General features: G+C 70.6%; 11 protein-coding genes and 7 pseudogenes. 7 read left to right on the top strand and 11 right to left on the bottom strand.

Annotated elements, in window-relative coordinates; all coding sequences use genetic code 11:
* Positions 1–19 precede the first annotated feature (19 nt).
* From AV541_RS07720 to AV541_RS07710, 3 genes are read left to right on the top strand one after another with little or no spacing between them, the layout of a single operon-like run.
* Positions 20–2,437, top strand: a complete 2,418-nt coding sequence (locus tag AV541_RS07720) for a cation-translocating P-type ATPase (RefSeq protein WP_008631939.1) — start codon at positions 20–22, stop codon at positions 2,435–2,437.
* Entirely contained in the window at positions 2,434–2,871 is a 438-nt protein-coding gene (locus AV541_RS07715; protein ID WP_038035245.1) for a CBS domain-containing protein, read from the top strand. The genes AV541_RS07720 and AV541_RS07715 overlap by 4 nt, the downstream gene beginning before the upstream one ends.
* Positions 2,872–2,873: 2 nt before the next feature.
* Positions 2,874–3,851: a sodium:calcium antiporter gene (locus AV541_RS07710; RefSeq protein ID WP_008631947.1), complete on the top strand. Its 978-nt coding sequence runs from the start codon at positions 2,874–2,876 to the stop codon at positions 3,849–3,851.
* Here AV541_RS07710 and AV541_RS07705 read toward each other — a convergent pair.
* Together AV541_RS07705 and AV541_RS11440 are read right to left on the bottom strand one after the other, a co-directional pair.
* Positions 3,836–4,276, bottom strand: coding sequence for a universal stress protein (locus AV541_RS07705; protein ID WP_008631949.1), 441 nt, complete (start codon positions 4,274–4,276; stop codon positions 3,836–3,838). The genes AV541_RS07710 and AV541_RS07705 overlap by 16 nt on opposite strands.
* A 3-nt stretch (positions 4,277–4,279) precedes the next feature.
* Positions 4,280–4,453, bottom strand: a pseudogene (locus AV541_RS11440) (RNase J family beta-CASP ribonuclease); the annotation flags it as partial.
* A gap of 329 nt (positions 4,454–4,782) precedes the next feature.
* Between AV541_RS11440 and AV541_RS07700 the strand changes: the two are divergent.
* Positions 4,783–5,858, top strand: a pseudogene (locus tag AV541_RS07700) (TRAP transporter substrate-binding protein).
* On the opposite strand, the gene galK reads toward AV541_RS07700, so the two are convergent.
* Together galK and AV541_RS07690 are read right to left on the bottom strand one after the other, a co-directional pair.
* Positions 5,855–6,898 carry a galactokinase gene (gene galK / locus AV541_RS07695; protein ID WP_060384633.1) on the bottom strand — a complete coding sequence of 348 codons (1,044 nt, stop codon included), beginning with the start codon at positions 6,896–6,898 and terminating at the stop codon, positions 5,855–5,857. The pseudogene AV541_RS07700 and the gene galK sit on opposite strands and share 4 nt — an antisense overlap.
* A 7-nt stretch (positions 6,899–6,905) precedes the next feature.
* Positions 6,906–7,751, bottom strand: coding sequence for a metal ABC transporter substrate-binding protein (locus AV541_RS07690; RefSeq protein WP_008631957.1), 846 nt, complete (start codon positions 7,749–7,751; stop codon positions 6,906–6,908).
* A gap of 87 nt (positions 7,752–7,838) precedes the next feature.
* On the opposite strand from AV541_RS07690, the pseudogene AV541_RS07685 reads away from it, so the two are divergent.
* Positions 7,839–9,064: pseudogene (locus tag AV541_RS07685) on the top strand (P-loop domain-containing protein); the annotation flags it as partial.
* The gene (locus AV541_RS13595) at positions 9,050–9,499 is read left to right on the top strand and encodes a hypothetical protein (RefSeq protein WP_420855394.1); all 450 of its coding nucleotides are present in this window, start codon (positions 9,050–9,052) and stop codon (positions 9,497–9,499) included. The pseudogene AV541_RS07685 and the gene AV541_RS13595, both read left to right, overlap by 15 nt.
* Before the next feature lie 32 nt (positions 9,500–9,531).
* On the opposite strand, the gene AV541_RS12550 is transcribed toward AV541_RS13595, so the two are convergent.
* From AV541_RS12550 to hemE, 6 genes and pseudogenes are all read right to left on the bottom strand, one after another.
* Positions 9,532–9,657, bottom strand: coding sequence for a TrkA C-terminal domain-containing protein (locus AV541_RS12550; RefSeq protein WP_244880656.1), 126 nt, complete (start codon positions 9,655–9,657; stop codon positions 9,532–9,534).
* A 263-nt stretch (positions 9,658–9,920) separates the two neighbouring features.
* Positions 9,921–10,196, bottom strand: a pseudogene (locus AV541_RS13150) (chloride channel protein); the annotation flags it as partial.
* Between the two features lie 160 nt (positions 10,197–10,356).
* A pseudogene (locus AV541_RS13145) lies at positions 10,357–10,437 on the bottom strand (hypothetical protein); the annotation flags it as partial.
* A gap of 174 nt (positions 10,438–10,611) precedes the next feature.
* Positions 10,612–11,984 (bottom strand): annotated as a pseudogene (gene hemG, locus AV541_RS07675) (protoporphyrinogen oxidase).
* The gene (gene hemH / locus AV541_RS07670) at positions 11,972–12,925 is read right to left on the bottom strand and encodes a ferrochelatase (RefSeq protein WP_060384632.1); all 954 of its coding nucleotides are present in this window, start codon (positions 12,923–12,925) and stop codon (positions 11,972–11,974) included. The pseudogene hemG and the gene hemH overlap by 13 nt, the downstream one beginning before the upstream one ends.
* Positions 12,922–13,947, bottom strand: a complete 1,026-nt coding sequence (hemE, locus tag AV541_RS07665; RefSeq protein ID WP_060384844.1) for a uroporphyrinogen decarboxylase — start codon at positions 13,945–13,947, stop codon at positions 12,922–12,924. Before hemE ends, hemH begins: the two co-directional genes overlap by 4 nt.
* A gap of 13 nt (positions 13,948–13,960) precedes the next feature.
* On the opposite strand from hemE, the gene AV541_RS07660 reads away from it, so the two are divergent.
* The gene (locus AV541_RS07660) at positions 13,961–14,887 is read left to right on the top strand and encodes a peptidylprolyl isomerase (protein ID WP_060384631.1); all 927 of its coding nucleotides are present in this window, start codon (positions 13,961–13,963) and stop codon (positions 14,885–14,887) included.
* Here the strand turns inward: AV541_RS07660 and AV541_RS07655 are convergent.
* Positions 14,870–15,717, bottom strand: a pseudogene (locus AV541_RS07655) (nitrilase-related carbon-nitrogen hydrolase). The gene AV541_RS07660 and the pseudogene AV541_RS07655 overlap by 18 nt on opposite strands.
* Between the last annotated feature and the right edge of the window lies 1 nt (position 15,718).

Genomic DNA, 15,718 nt, shown 5'->3' with positions numbered 1-15,718 from the left:
TTCCTTGTATTCTGGAGCCATGCAGGGTCTTTCTTCCGAAGAGGCCAGGCGGAGGCTTGAGGAATACGGCCCGAACGCCTTGCCCGAGAAGCCCCCGGAGCCCCTTTGGCGGAAACTGCTGCGCCAGTTTCAAAATCCCTTAATCTACATCCTTCTCTTTGCCCTTGGGGTGGATTTTTCCCTTTGGCTCTACGAGGGCGCCCAGGGGTGGCCCCTGGAGTCTTTGGCCATCCTGGCCATCCTCCTCCTCAACGCCGGGCTTGGCGCTCTGCAGGAAAAGCGCTCTGAAGAGGCCTTGCGCCGCCTCAAGGCCCTGGCGGAGCCCATGGTCTGGGTGCTCCGGGACGGCCAGTTCAGGCGCCTTCCCAGCCGGGAGCTGGTGCCCGGGGATGTGGTGCGCCTCGAGGCCGGGGACCGGGTGCCCGCGGATGGCTACCTCCTGGAGGCGAGCGGGGTTTTGCTGGACGAAAGCGTCCTCACCGGGGAAAGCGTGCCGGTGGAGAAGGGGGTGGGGGAGGAGGTCTTTGCCGGGACCCTTTTGGTGCGGGGGCGGGCCCTTATGGAGGTCACCCGCACCGGGGCGAGGAGCGCCATGGGGCGGATTGCCGGCCTGCTTGCCGAGATGGAGGAGGAGAAGACCCCCTTGGAGCGCCGCCTCGAGGCCTTCGGAAACCGGGTGGCCCGCTGGGTCCTCCTCCTGGCCCTGGCCCTGGTGGCCCTGGGCTTCCTGGTGGAGGGGTTTTCCGCCAAGGTGGTCCTCTTCGCCGTGGCCCTCGGGGTGGCGGCGGTGCCCGAGGGGCTTCCCGCCATCCTCACCCTGGCCCTGGCCCTGGGGGTGGAGCGCATGGCCCGGCGCAAGGCGGTGGTGCGGCGCCTGGCCGCGGTGGAGGCCCTGGGGAGCGTGACGGTGATCGCCACCGACAAGACGGGCACCCTCACGGAAAACCGCATGGAGGTGGAAAAGGTGGTGGGGCCCGACCCGGAAGGGGCCCTGTTGGCCATGGTCCTTTGCAACGACGCCGACCTGGCCACCGGGGCCGGGGACCCATTGGAGCTTGGCCTCCTGCGCTATGCGGCCCAGCACCTGGACGTGGAGGCCCTGCGCCGGGAAAACCCCCGCCTTTCGGAAAGGCCCTTTGACAGCGCCTGGAAGTTCATGCGGGTCACCACCCCCAAGGGGAGCTACCTCAAGGGAGCCCCAGAGGTCTTGGTTCCCCGCCTGGCCCTTCCCGAAGGGGAGAAGGTGCGCCTTTTGGAGGAGGCCGAGGGCTACGCCCGCCAGGGGTACCGGGTGCTGGCCCTGGCCTTTGGGGAGGGGGAGCGGGAGGAGGGCCTCCGGTTTTTGGGCTTTGCCCTCCTCCTGGACCCTCCCCGCCCGGAGGTGCCCGAGGCGGTCCGGCGCGTCCTCAAAGCGGGGGTGCGGGTGGTGATGGTTACCGGGGACCACCCGGCCACCGCCTTGGCCATCGCCCGGAGGGTGGGGATCCCCGCGGAGACCGTGGTCACCGGTGAGGACCTGGCGGACCTTTCCGACGAGGAGCTTCTGGAGGTGGACGTGTTCGCCCGCGTCCGCCCCGAGGACAAGCTGCGCATCGTGGAAGCTCTCCAGAAGGCAGGCGAGGTGGTGGCCATGACCGGGGATGGGGTGAACGATGCCCCGGCCCTGAAGCGGGCGGACGTGGGGGTGGCCATGGGCCAGCGGGGCTCAGACGTGAGCCGGGAGGTGGCGGACCTGGTCCTTATGGACGACAACTTCGCCACCATCGTGGCGGCCATTGAGGAGGGGCGAAGCATCTACGAGAACATCCAGAAGTTTATCCGCTTCCTCTTTTCCACCAACCTCTCCGAGGTGCTGCTGGTAGTCCTAGGGATGGTCTTTGCCGCCCTCTTGGACCTGCGGGACGCTTCGGGCCACCTCCTCCTCCCCCTCACCGCGGTGCAGATCCTCTGGATCAACCTGATTTCGGACGGCCTGCCGGCCCTGGCCCTGGCCTTGGACCGGAACCCCGGGGTCCTGGACCGTCCTCCAAGGCCTAAGGAGAGCCCTCTCCTGGACCCTCCTTCCTTGCGCTTCATCCTCTTCACCGGCGCCCTCAAGGCGGGGATGGCCCTCCTCCTTTTGGGGCTCCTTCCGGGGTGGGTGGGCCTCGAGGTCGCCCGCAGCGCCACCTTCCACTTCATGGCCATGGGCCAGCTCCTCTTCGCCTACGCCGCCCGCCACACCGACCTGGTGCCCCTGCCCAACCCCTATTTGCACGGGGCCGTGGCCCTGAGCTTCCTGGCCCAGCTCCTCGTGGGGGTTTTCCTGCCCAAGCCTTTTGAGGCCGTTCCCCTGCCCCTTGGGGTCTGGGCCCTGGTGCTGGCCTTGGCCCTTCTGGCGTGGTTGTTGGCGGAGGCGGTGGACCGGATAGTATGGCGGAGAGGGAGGTACCCGTGAAGGCCAGGGAAGTCATGGTGACCCCGGTGGTGACGGTGCCCTTGGGCACCACCTTGGACGAGGTGGCGCGGCTCATGGTGGAGAAGCGCATCGGGAGTGTGCTGGTGGTGAACGGGGAGGGAAGGCTTGTGGGCATCGTGACGGAAAGCGACTTCCTGAAGGAAAAGGGCATCCCCTTCTCCCTCTACCGCGCCCCCATGCTCCTGGGGCGTTTTTTGGCCCAGGACCAGCTGGAGCGCATCTTCCAGGAGGCCAAGCGCACCAAGGTGGAGGAGATCATGTCCCACCCGGTGCACGCCGTGGCCCCGGAGGACCCCCTTTCCCGGGTGCTGGAGCTCATGCTCCTTTACGACATCAACCACGTGCCGGTGGTGGAAGGGGGGAAGCCCATCGGCATCATCTCCCGCTTTGACCTCCTGCGGCTTCTGCTATGAGTATGACCCTCCTGGCCTTCTTGGCCGTGGCCCTGGCGGTGGTGTTTGCCGGGCAACGGGTGGCCTTTTATGGGGACGCCCTGGCGGAGAAGCGGGGTTGGGGAAGGGCCTGGGTGGGGCTCATTCTGGTGGCGGCCACCACCAGCCTGCCCGAGCTCATCACCGGGACCAGCGCCGTCCTTCAGGGCCTGGTGGACATTGCCGTGGGGGACGTGCTGGGGAGCACCCTGTTTAACCTCCTCATCCTTTCCCTCTTGGATGCCGTGGGGGGGAGGATTCCCCTTTTGGGAAGGCTCCATGCGGGGCACGCCTTGGCGGTTGGTTTTGCCCTCATCTTTTTGGCCCTGCAGGGCGCGGCCCTCTGGTGGGGGGGGCCCGGGCTGGGACCGGTTTCCTGGTACACGCCCCTGGCCCTCCTCCTCTACCTCCTGGCCACCCGCCTCACCTTCCTCTACGAGCGCAGGCGGCCCGTGGCCGAGGTGGAGCGGCTGGAGCGCCTTTACGGCCATCTGGCGGAGGACCAGGTGGTCCGGGGCTACCTCCTCTGGGGAGGGATGGTGGTGCTGGCGGCCAGCCTCCTGCCCACCCTGGCCGAGCGACTGGCGGAGGAAACCGGCCTGGGGGCCAGTTTTGTGGGCACGGCCCTGGTGGGGGCCACCACCTCCTTGCCCGAGGTGGTGGTCACCCTAGCTGCCGCCCGGCTGGGGGCCTTTGACCTGGCGGTGGGCAACGTCCTGGGGAGCAACCTCTTCAACGCCCTGATCCTGGCCTGGGACGACCTCCTTTACCCGGGGAGCTTCTTCGCCGCCGCCCATGAGAGCCACCTGGCCGCCGTCCTTGTGGCCTTCGCCATGTACGGGGTGGTGCTTATCGGCATGAGCTACCAGGCCCTCAGGAAGCTGGCGGTGCTTTCCTGGGACACCCTGGCCCTCCTTGGGCTTTACCTCGTGGGCCTCTTCTGGCTTTACGCCCTGCGGTAGGGGACCACCAGCACGGGCTTGGAGGCGCGGCGTACCACCTCCAGGGTCACGCTGCCCAGAAGGACCAGGTCGGCCCCCGTGCGCCCGTGGCTCCCCATGACCACCAGGTCGTGCTTGGCCGACTCGGCCAGGATGACCTCGGCGGCCCGCCCCTCGAGGAGATGGGCCTCAAAGGGTACCCCCAGCCCTTCTGCCAGCTGGGTGGCCCGGTCCAGGGCGGCCAGGCCTTGCCGGCGCAAATCTTCCACCAGGGCATGGTAGTAGGGAAGGGTTTCTGGGCCCAGGAGGAGCCGAGAGCCCAGGGGCTCCAGGACATGGAGGAAGGTCACCCTGGCCCCCAGGGCCTTGGCCAGGCGGAGGCCTTCCGCCACGGCCCTTTCCGCTGCCTCGCTGCCGTCGGTGGGTAAGAGCAGGCTTTGGTACATGGCTCACCCCTCAATCACCACGGGCAGGATTACCGGGTCGCGGCCCGTGGCCTTCTTCAAGATATCGTCCCGTATGCGCTCCAGGGGCTTTTTCTCCCGGACCCCCCTTGGAAGGGCCTCGAGGGCCATCCTCTGCACCTCGCCCCGAAGCTTTTCCTCGTCCTTGACGAACCCTTGAGGGGACAGGCATGGGCTGGCCTTGGCTACCGGTGGCCAGGGTGCGGACCTTGTGATGGGGTGGGGTCTTTGACCTCCTCCAGAGCGTAGAGGAGGTTCTTGAACTTGAGGTAGCCGAGCTCTAGGGGGATGTGGCTGAACTTGAGCGTGCTCCGCCGCTCAGATCACCGGCCGGATGCGGTGGATGTGACGAAATCGCAACGAAGACCCGGCCCGGGGGCCGGCAAGCTCGGCGTCCGTAAGGGGGCTTTCCAAGGGAAGCGTAGGGTACTGGAGCATGGCTCCATGCCCCTCGCAAAGTGGTAGACTGGGCAACGCCGGGGGCCACGATGAAAAGGCGGAGCTTCCTCAGAAAGATGGGCGTGGGCCTTGGGGCGAGCCTCTTCTACCGCGCCTTTGCCCAGGGAAGCCCCACGGTGCGCTGGCGGCTCGTTTCCAGCTACCCGAGAAGCCTGGACACCCTCTACGGCGGGGCGGAGGAGCTGGCGAAGCGGGTGGCGGAGCTCACCGGGGGGCGGTTCCAGATTCGGGTCTACCAGGCCGGGGAGCTCGTCCCTGGGGGGCAGGTGCTGGACGCGGTGCAGCAGGGCACGGTGGAGGCCGGCCACACCTACGGTCCCTTCTACGTGGGCAAGAACCCGGCTTTGGCCTTTGACGGGGGCGTCCCCTTCGGCCTGACCTACCGGCAGCACAACGCCTGGATGCTTTTCGGTGGGGGGCTTGAGCTTCTGCGCCAGGTCTACGCCGACTTCGGCGTCCTCCAGTTTCCCGGGGGAACACCGGGACCCAGATGGGGGGCTGGTTCCGCCGGGAGGTCCGCACCCTGGAGGACCTCAAGGGCCTCAGGATGCGCATCCCGGGCCTCGGCGGCCTCGTGATGGGGCGGCTCGGGGTGGTGCCCCAGACTTTGGCGGCCGGGGACATCTACCCTGCCTTGGAGCGGGGGGCCATAGACGCCACCGAGTTCGCTGGGCCCTACGACGACGAGAAGCTGGGCTTTTACAAGGTGGCCCGCTACTACTACTACCCCTCTTTCTGGGAGCCCAGCGCCCAGCTCTCCTTCCTCGTGGCCCAGAGGGCGTGGGCGAGGCTTCCCAAGGAGTTCCAGGAGGCCTTCCAGGCGGCGGCGAGCGAGGTGAACCTCACCATGATGGCCAAGTACGACGCCCTGAACCCGCCTGCCCTGAAGCGCCTCCTTGCGGCCGGGGTGCGCTTAAGGAAGTGGCCCGCCGAGGTCATGCGCAAGGCGGAGGAGGAGGCCCGGGCCCTCTACAAGGAGCAGGCGGCCAAGGACCCGGGGTACCGCCGGGTTTACACCGCCTACTGGGCCTTCCGGGAGGAGGCCTTCCGCTGGTTCGCCGTGGCCGAGCTGGGCTACCAGGCCTTCGCCTTCCCCTCGGTTTAGAGGATTTTGAGGTTCGGGAAGTGCCGGGCCAGGGCCTCCCTGAAGGTGGGGAAGCGGCTTTCGGCCACCAGGGCCACCACGGACCCGCCGAAGCCCGCCCCCGTGAGCTTGGCCCCGTAGGCCCCGGCCCGCAGGGCCTCCTCCACCAGGGCGTCCAGCTCGGGCAGGCTCACTTCGTAGTCTTGCGCGAGGGAGCGGTGGCTTTGCGTCATAAGCTCCCCGAAGGCCTGGGCGTCCCCCCGCCTTAGGGCCTCCACCCCCCGGAGGACCCTAAGGTTCTCGCTCACCACGTGCCGGGCCCGCCGGTCCAGGGGCGAAGGGAGGCTTTCCACCAGGCAGAGGTCGGCCACGTCCCTAAGGGACCGCACCCCGAGCCTCTTGGCCGCCTCCTCCGCCTCCTGGCGGCGCCGGTTGTACCCGGCCTCCGCCAGCCTGCGCCCAAGCCCGAGGTCCAGGACGGCCACCCGCACCCCCGGGGGAAGGGGAAGGTTCTCGTAGGCCAGGGTCCGGGTGTCCAGGAAGAGGGCCTGCCCCGGCTGGCCCAGGCTTGCCGCCATCTGGTCCATGATCCCGCACCGGACCCCCACGTACTCCACCTCCGCCTTCTGGGCGAGGCGGGCCACCTCCAGGTCGCTCAAGGGGAGGCGGTAGAGGGTGCGGAGGGCCCTGAGGGCCGCCACCTCGAGGGCGGCGGAGCTGGAGAGGCCCGCCCCCATGGGGAGGTCGCTGCGAACGTAGAACCTGGCCCCCGCCACCTCGTGCCCGGCCTCCCGGAGGGCCCGGACCACCCCGAGGAGGTAGTCCAGGAAGTCCCCTTGGGGCGGGGAGGAGAGGGGGCGGGCCCGGAGCTCCCCCAGGTTCTCGCTGAAGGCCTCCACCGCCCCCTCGAGGGGGGCGGCCTCCACCCGGGTGAAGTAGGGGATCGGGGTGGGGAGGACGTAGCCTTCCTGGTAGTCCGTGTGCTCCCCCAGGAGGTTCACCCGGCCGGGGGCCTGGGCGCTGGCCTGGGGCAGGACGCCGTAAACCTCTTGGAAGCCCATGCCTCCATTATGGGCAGAGGGCCCGCAGGTTGTGGCGCAGGAGGTCCAGGTAGGTCCTCACCCGGGCGTCCAGGGTGTCGGTGTAGAGGACCGCCACCCGGGCTCCTATGGCCTCGGCCAGGGTCTTCAGGGCCTTGCCCTGGAACTGGGGCTCGGCGAGGACGAGCCTGACCCCCTCCCTCTTGGCCTTCTCCAGGAGGGCGAGGAAGCTTTGGCTTCCCGCCTCCTGGGCCCCGCCCTGGCTCAAGACCCCCACCACCTCCAGGCCGTACCGCCTGGCGAAGTAGCGGAAGGCGTCGTGCTGGACCACCACCTTCGTTCCCTTAAGCCCACAGGCCCTATAGGCCCGGTCCAGGGCCTCCACCTCCTTTTTGAAGCGCTCCAGGTTGGCCCGGTAGAGGTCCCGGCCCCCGGGGTCCAAGGCGGCGAGGGCCTCGAGGATCCGCTCGGCGTAGCGGACGGCGTAGGCGGGGTCCAGCCAGAGGTGGGGGTCGCAGGGGCCGTGGCCGTGGTCCTCCTCCGCATGGTCCTCCCCGCAGATCAGGCCCGGCTGCCCCTCCCCGAGGAGGACCACCCGGGCGTTTTTGGGGAGGAGGGCCTGGAGCTTGGGCAGGTAGGGCTCGAGGCCGAGCCCGTTGGCGAAGAGGAGGCGGGTCTGGCTTAAGGCCTGGGCCACGGAGGGAGTGGGCTCAAAGGTGTGGGGGTCGGCCCCCGGGGGGACGACCGCCACCACCGCCACCCGATTTCCCCCCACCTGCCGGACGAGGTCGGCGAGGATGGGGGTGGTGGCCGCCACCTGGACCTGGGCCAAGGCGGCGGCGAGGAGCCAGGGAAGGAGGGCTAGGGCGCGCATGGCAAAAGTGATATTGCATTATCAAACTCGCTTTGTCAACCCCCCGCGGTTGCGCCCCCCGGGGCCTTCCCCGTAGCCTGGGGGGCGATGCGGCTGGAGGACCTTTTGGACCGCCTCGAGGCCCTGGAAGGCAAGCCCTACCCCTTCTACAAGGACCTGAAAGGGATCTGGCGGGGGAGGGGGTTCGCCCTCCGCTTTGTCTACGTGCAGGGGGACCCCTTCGCCACCCCGAGCGTCCTGGAGGCGATCTACCCGGGCGAGGCCTTGGAGGCCCTCCGGGTCTACACCCGGGAGGAGGGGCGGGTGGCGGTGGAGGACTTCCTCCTCCGGGCCCTCAAAGCGCGGCTACGGGACCTGCCCCGCCTTGCGGGCTCCGGCCACTCGGGGGCCGTGCGGGTGGAGGTGGAAAGCCCCAAGGTCCTGCGCCGGGCCGGGGCGCACCTCGGCGAGGGGGAGCTTCGCCTCCGCTTCCGGGTGGGCCTCCCCGCCGCGGGAAGGCGCATCCTCGGGCGGGAGGCCAGGCGGCTTTTCCAGGCCCTCTCCCGCCACCTGGAGGCCTTCCTTCAGGAGCTGGACCGGGAGGCCCTCCTCCGCCACGTCCGCCAGGCGGAGGACTTCGCCTTCATCCAGGAACGCCTCGCCGAGCGGGGCCTGGTGGCCTTCGTGGGGGAGGGGAGCCTCCTTCCCCGGGAAAGCGGGGTGAGCCAGAGGCCCCTGAAGGGGGCGGTGCCCTTCCAGAGCCCCCCTTCCCTCAAGGTGGCCTTCCGCACCCCCCACGCCGGGGAGGTGTGGGGGATGGGGCTTCCCCAGGGCCTCACCCTGATCACCGGGGGCGGGTTCCACGGCAAGACCACCCTCCTGGAGGCCCTGGTCCACGGGGTCTTCCCCACGTCCCCGGGGACGGGCGGGAGTGGGTGGTGACGGACCCCCTCGCCCAGAGGGTTCAGTCCGAGGACGGGCGAAGCGTGAAGGGCGTGGACCTCAGGCCCTTCGTCCACGACCTTCCCCTGGGCCAGGACACCGCCTTCTTCTCCACGGAGGACGCCTCGGGCTCCACGAGCCTGGCCGCGGCCCTCCTCGAGGCCCTGGAGATGGGGGCGAGGGTGCTCCTTCTGGACGAGGACACCTCGGCCACGAACCTCCTGGTGCGGGACGCCCGGATGCAGGCCCTGGTGCGGCGGGAGACCCTGACGCCCATCCTGGACCGGGTGGGGGACTTCAAGGCCTTGGGCGTGAGCCTCGTCCTGGTGGTGGGGGGCGTGGGGGACTACCTGGACCTGGCGGACACCGTGGTCCTCATGGAGGCGTACCGCCCCCAGGAGGTGACGGCCGAGGCCAAGGCCATCGCCCGGGCCCACCCCACGGGCCGGGCCTTCGGCGAGCCCCGCTACCCCTTGCGGGCCGTGCCCCGGGCTCCCTTGCCGGCGAGCTTTGACCCCAGGCGGGGGCGGAAGGAGAAGGTGAAGGGCCGGGGCTTGCGGGAGCTCGTCTACGGGGAGGAGACGGTGGACCTCTCCGCCTTGGACCTCTTTGAGAACGCCCAGGTTCGGGCCCTCGGGGCCCTGTTCAAGCGCCTAGGGCGGCTGGCCGACGGGCGGACGCCGCTTAAGGCCCTGGTGGAGCGGGCCCTCCTCGGGGTGGAGGACCTCTTCGCCCTGGAGGAGGCCCCCGAGCTCGCCTGGGTGCGCCCCTTGGAGCTCGCCGCCGCCGCCAACCGGCTCCGGGGCCTCGAGGTGGTCCAGGTCTGAGGCCGCCCCGTGCGGCGAAGCCCCCGCGCGGATTAGGACCGGGCGGCGAAGCGGGCCACCTCCTCCTGAGGCCCGAGGAGGAGGACCCGGTCCCCGGGCTCCAGCCGGTCCTGCCCCCGGGGGGCGAGGAGGCGGGCTTGGCGGAAGACGAGGCCCACCAGGACCCCGGGGGCAGGGCGGTGTCCTTGAGGGGCTTCCCCGCCCAGGGGTGCCCCTCCCGCACCTCGAGGAGGACCGCCCCCAGGTCCCCGAGGAGGAGGGGCCGGCCCGGGGGGAGCTGGGCCAGGCCCCGGAGGAGGTCCTCGGCGTGGGCGGGGCTCGCCTCGGGGCCCGAAGGCTGGAGGGGGAAGAGGGTCTCCCGGTTGAGGGCGAAGGCCCCGAAGGCCACGAGGAGGCCCGGGACCAGGAGGGCGTAGGAGCCCGTGATCTCCACCATCTGCACCACGGCGGCGAAGGGGGTGCGGGCCGCAGCGCTCACCAGGGCCCAGGCCCCGAGGGCGGCCAGGGGGGCAAGGGCCAGGGCGAACCCCAGGGGCGGGGCCTCGAGGCCCTGCACGGGGAGGAGGGGGCGGGTGCCGAAGAAGAGGCTCTGCAGGCCGTAGCCGGAGATGGCCGCCACCGCCAGGTAGCCGAGGAGGCGCCCCTCCAGGGCCGAGCCCTGGTAGAGGACCTCCGCGGCGAAGAAAGCTGCCCCCAAGGGGGTGTGGAAGAGGGCGGCGATGGCCGCCGCCCCCCGGCGAGGAGGACGGCCCGGGCCTCGGCGGGGTTGCGGGGGCGGAGGACCTGGGCCAGGGCCCCCCCGGCGTAGAGGAGGGGCCCTTCCTGCCCCCCGCTTCCCCGAGGCCCAGGGTGAGGGCGGTGAGGAGGGCCTTCAGGGGGCCGAGGCGGGGAGGGAGGCGGCCTTGGCCCAGGTGGTAGGCGAGGAGGACCCGGTCCACCCCGCCCCCGCGGAGGTCAGGGAGCCTGCGGTAAAGCCAGGCGCTGAAAAGCCCCACCGCCCCGCCCGCGAGGGGGAGGGCAAGGGGAGGTCCAGGAGGAGGCGGAAGGCCACCGCGAGCCCCCCGCCCAGGAGGCCGGGAAAGAGCCCGAGCCGGAGAAGCCTTCTTCCCTCCTCACCGAGAAGCTCCATGGGCCTCGCCTAGGGAGAGGTGGGCCAGGGCCCTTTGCGCCGCCCGCCTCCCCGAGCGCACCACCTCGGGCAGGCCCACCCCCTGGAGGTAGTTCCCCGCGAGGAAGAGGCCGGGCGCCTTGACCAGGGCCATCTCCAGCCGCTCCACCCGGTCCAGGTGGCCCACCCGGTAGGCGGGCATCCCCTCGGGGAAGCGGAAGGCCCAGGCCCGGTGGACCCGGGGAAGGTCCGGGAGGAGGCGGCTTAGGTCCTCCAGGGCGAGCCGGATGAGGGCCTCCTCGGAAAGCCGGGCGGCCTCCCCCGAAAAGTAGGCCCGCACCAGGCTGAACCCCTCCGGGGCCCGCCCCGGCCACTTCCGGTGCGTCCAGGTGAACCCCCGGGCCCGAAGCCCCTCCCCTTTGGCCACAAGCAACCCGTGCCCCTCCACGGGGAGCGCCCCGGGGAAGGCCAGGCTCACCGTGGCCGCCGGGGTGTGGGGGATCCCCTTGAGCAAAGCGGTGGCCTCCGGGAGGAAGGGCCTGAGGAGGCCCGCCGCCTGGGGGGCGGGGATGGCGAGGACCACGGCCTCGGCGAGGAGGGCCCCTTTAGGGGTGTGGAGGCGCCACCTTCCGCGGGCTGGCTCCAGGCCGAGGACGGGGGTACCCCGCAGGACCCGCTCCCCCAGGGCCTCGGCCATCCGCCGGGTGAGGGCCTGGAGGCCCTCGGCGAAGGAGAAGAAGAGGCTGCCCCCCTCCCGGCTTCCCCGCCCCTTCCGGACCCGCATGGCCCCGAGGAGAAGGCTCCGGTGCCTTCCCTCCAGCTCCCAGAGCTGGGGAAAGGCGGCCCGCATGGAGAGGTCGTCGGGCTCCCCCCCGTACACCCCCCCGGCCAGGGGGGCCACCAGGGCCCGGTAGACCTCGGGCCCCAGGCGCCTCTCCACGAACTCCCTCAGGGTCTCGTCCTCCTTCGCCCCCCGGGGGAGGAAGAGGTCGTAGAGGGCCCGGAGCTTCCCCGGGAGGGAGAGGAGGGGGGTGCGGGCCAGGGCCTTGAGGTCCCCGGGCACCACCTGGAGGAGGCCTTCGGGCAGGGGGTGGCGCTTCCCCCGGTAGAGGATGTAGGCCGCGGGCTTTTCCGGAAGGGTGCCGATGGGCTCGAGGCCGAAGGCCTGGGCGAGCTCCAGCACCTCCTTCTTGTAGCGGACGCTGGCGTCGGGCCCCCCTCCACCAGGAAGCCCTCCTGCCGGGCGGTGCGCACCTTCCCCCCGAGGCGGAGGCTGGCCTCCAGGAGGAGGAAGTCCGCCCCCGCCTCCTTCAGGACAAGGGCGGCGGAAAGCCCCGCCCATCCCCCGCCCACCACGGCCACCCCTACCTCGGCCACGCCGCCTCCACCAGGTCTTTGAGGACCTGGATGTAGTCCAGGTCCGCGTTCAGGCTCCGGGCCCTGAGGAGCCTCAGGCCGAGCTCCCTCGCCGTGGCCTGGGCCTCGAGGTCCAGGTCGTAGAAGACCTCCAGGTGGTCGGCGGGGAAGCCCACCGCTTGGACGGCAACCTCCTCATACCCCTCCTCCTTCAGTGTGCGCAGAAGCTCGTTTATGTCGGGGCCAAGCCAGGGCTCGGGGGTGCGCCCTGCCGACTGGTAGGCCACGTAGAAGCGGGGAAGGGCGAGCCTCTTGGCGATGAGCTCCGCCGTCTTCTCCACCTGCCTGGGGTAGGGGTCCCCCTTCTCCACAGCGGCCACGGGGATGGAGTGGGCGGTAAAGACATAGGCTGCCTTCCCCGGGTTCTTCAGGCGCCAGATCACCTCCTCGAGCCTCCGGGCGTAGGCGGCGATGAGGCCGGGGTGGGCCTCGTAGCTTTCCACCCATACGAAGTCTATGGGCTCGGGGAGGGCTTTTAGGGCCGAGTCCACCTTCTCCCGGTACTCGGCCACGCTCCTCAGGGAGTAGTGGGGGGCGGCCACGATGGCCACGGCCCGCCGCACCCCGTCCTCGTGCATGGCGGCCACCGCCTCCCCGATGGAGGGGTGCCAGTGCTTCGTCCCCACGTAGACCCGGGCGGGGCCGTGGGGGGCGCGGGGAGGGAAGGGGCCCAGGAGGCGCTTGGGGTAGGGAGGGGCCTCCAGGTTGAGGAGGGCCTGGAGGCGGACCGCCTGGGCCAGGGTGATCTCGTTCAGGGGGCTTTTGCCGATGGCCTCGTACCGCTCGGCGAGCTCCTTGAGGAGCTCCTCCGAGGGGCGGCGTCCCCGGCGGATGTCCGTGTAGTAGGGCTCCACCTCCTCGGGGGCATAAGGGGTGCCGTAGGCCATGAGAAGGACGTTCATGCCGCTACCTCCTGGATGAGTTCTACCACGTAGCGCACGTTCTCCTCGGGGGTCTCGGGTACGATCCCGTGCCCCAGGTTGAAGATGTGTCCGCTTTTACCCCCGTTCTCCTCCAGGATCCTCTGCACCTCGCGGCGGATGACCCCTTTGGGGGCGAGGAGGACGGCGGGGTCCAGGTTCCCCTGGACGGGGGTGGCCCCGAGGAGGGCGCGGGCCCAGGGGAGGGGGGTGTGGTGGTCCAGGCCCAGGACGTCCCCGCCTGCCTCCTTCATGTCCTGGAGGAGCCCCAGGGTGCCCACGCCGAAGTGGATCACGGGGACCCCCGCGGGCCTGAGCTTTTGGAAGAGCCTTTCCATATGGGGCTTGACGTAGCGGCGGTAGTCCGCTGGGCTTAGGGCCCCCACCCAGGAGTCAAAGACCTGAAGGAGGTCGGCCCCCGCCTCGGCCTGGGCCCGGAGGTAGCGGGCCATGGCCTCGGTGAGCTTCTCCATAAGGCGGTGCCACAGGGCCTCCTCCCCGTACATCAGGGCCTTAACCCGGAGGAAGCGGCGGCTTGGCCCCCCCTCCACCAGGTAGCTCGCCAGGGTAAAGGGGGCCCCGGCGAAGCCGATGAGGGGAACGGGAAGCTCCCGCTTGAGGATCCGGATCGTCTCCAGGACGAAGGGGACGGCCTCCTCGGGCACGAGGGGCCTCAAAGCCTCCACGCCCCTTTCGTCCCGGACGGGGTTGTGGATCACCGGCCCCTTGTTCTCCACCAGGGAGAGGTCCACCCCCATGCCGTAGAGGGGGGTGGTGATGTCGGCGAAGAGGATGGCCGCGTCCACCCCGAGCTCCCTAACGGGGAGAAGGGTCACCTCGGCGCAGACTTCGGGGTTTCGCACGATCTCGGGGAGGGTGTAGCGCTCGCGGAGCTTGCGGTAGGCCTTCTGGTAGCGCCCGGCCTGGCGCATGAACCACACGGGGGGCCTGGGGGTGGGCTCGCCCCTTGCGGCCCGGAGGATGAGGTCGTTCACGAGGTCCATGCTAGCATGGGGCATGCGCGCGTTTCTTTTGGCCCTGGCTTTGGCCCTCGCCCCCCTGGCCTCGGCCCAGGGGGAGGTGGTGGCCCAGGTGGGCCCCGAGGCGATCACCCGGGAAGCGTTTGAACTCCGCTACGGCCTCTTCGTGCGGAGCGCCTTGGCCCAGCTTGGCCTACCCGACACGGAGGAGGCCCGGGCCCTCCTCGCCGCCTACCGGCCGGCTTTCCTCGAGGCCCTCGCCCAGGAAAAGGCCCTCCTCCAGCGGGCCCGGAAGGAGGGGCTCTACCCGGACCCCGCCGCCGTGGAGGCCCGGGTCCAAGCTCTAAAGGAGGCCTTCCCCGAGGAGGGGGCCCTGGAGGAGGCGCTCCGCCAGGCGGGCGTCCCAGGGCTTGAGACCTACCGCAGGCTCGTGGCCGAGGCCATGGCCCTCGAGGCCCTGGAGGCCCGGTACCGCTCCCGGCTCGCTGTCTCCCAGGCGGCCCTCAAGGCCCTTTGGCTCCTCTCCCCGGAGTACCGCCACCCCACCCTCTACTGTGCCCGGCACCTCCTCGTCCCCACCCGGGAGGAGGCGGAGGAGGCCCGCCTGCGACTTGCCCGGGGGGAGGCCTTCGCCGAGGTGGCCCGGGCGGTCTCCCAGGACCCGGGCTCCAAGGAGGAGGGCGGGGACCTGGGGTGCGCCCCCGAGGGCACCTACGTCCCCGCCTTTGAGGAGGCTCTCGTTCGCCTGCGGTCGGGAGAGGTTTCGGGCCCCGTGCGGACGGAGTTCGGCTACCACCTGATCCTCCTGGAGCGGGTGGTCCCGCCGGGCCGCTACCCCTTGGAGGAGGTGGCCCCGCTTCTGGAGAAGGAGGTGGCGGACCGGGCCTGGGAGAGGCTAAAGGAGGCCCTGGTCCGGGCCGTGCCCGTGCGCCTCTACCCCGAGCGCCTAGAGGCGGAGGAGTAGGGCCTCGTCCCCGGTGGGGGCCTGGGCCAGGCGGAGGGCCTCCCCGGGGGCGTAGATCCCGCTTCGCCCTTGGAAGCCTAGGCCCGCCACCTCCCCGTTCAGCATGGGGTTGAGGAGGAGGCGGAGGTGCTCCCGGCCGAGGAGGCGCGCTTGGGCCGAGGCCACCCACACCTCCCCCTCCTTGCGGGCGGGGTCGGGGGCCAAGGCCTTTCCCAGGGGGCGGGGTTAGCAGAGGGCTGGAGGAGGACCTCCGCCCCCAGGGCGTCCAGGCGGGCGAGGTGCCGCTCGTAAAAGCCGTCCAGACAGATGAGGATCCCCACCCTCCCCGCCTCGGTCTCCACCAGGTGGGGGCCGAAATGGCCCCGCCGGAGCCACCTTTCCTTGGGGGTGAGCTCCATTTTGGGCACCTGGGCGAGGAGGCGGCCCTTGGGGTTAAAGAAGAGGGCGAGGTTCTGGAAGAAGGAAGTGCGGCTGAACCGGCCTCGGGCGAGCTCCTCCTCGTAGGGAGGGGAGAGGAGGGAGCCTGTGAGGAGGTAGGCGCCGAAGGCCTTTGCGGCCTCGGCCATGACCTCGAGGAAGACGCCGTAGGCCTGCCGGGCCCGCCGCCAGGGGAGGAGGGGGTCCAAGAGGAGGGCCTTGGGGGCAAACCCGCCTTCCAGGTGGAGGAGGAGGGGGAGGCCGAAGAGCTCGGGGAAGGCGGCGAGCCTAGGAGCGGGGGTGCCGCTTAGGGGCTCGAGGAGGGCGAAGACCCGCTTCTTAAAGGCCTCCGCCGTGCGGTAGTGCTCCGGCCTGGCCTCGGCCTGGACGGCGAGCAGGGTTCGGAAGGACATG

It is taken from the genome of Thermus parvatiensis (genome assembly GCF_001535545.1).
Classification (GTDB): Bacteria; Deinococcota; Deinococci; order Deinococcales; family Thermaceae; genus Thermus; species Thermus parvatiensis.
The sequence above is the reverse complement of the archived record's forward strand: the minus strand, read 5'-3'. Positions and strand labels throughout refer to the sequence as shown.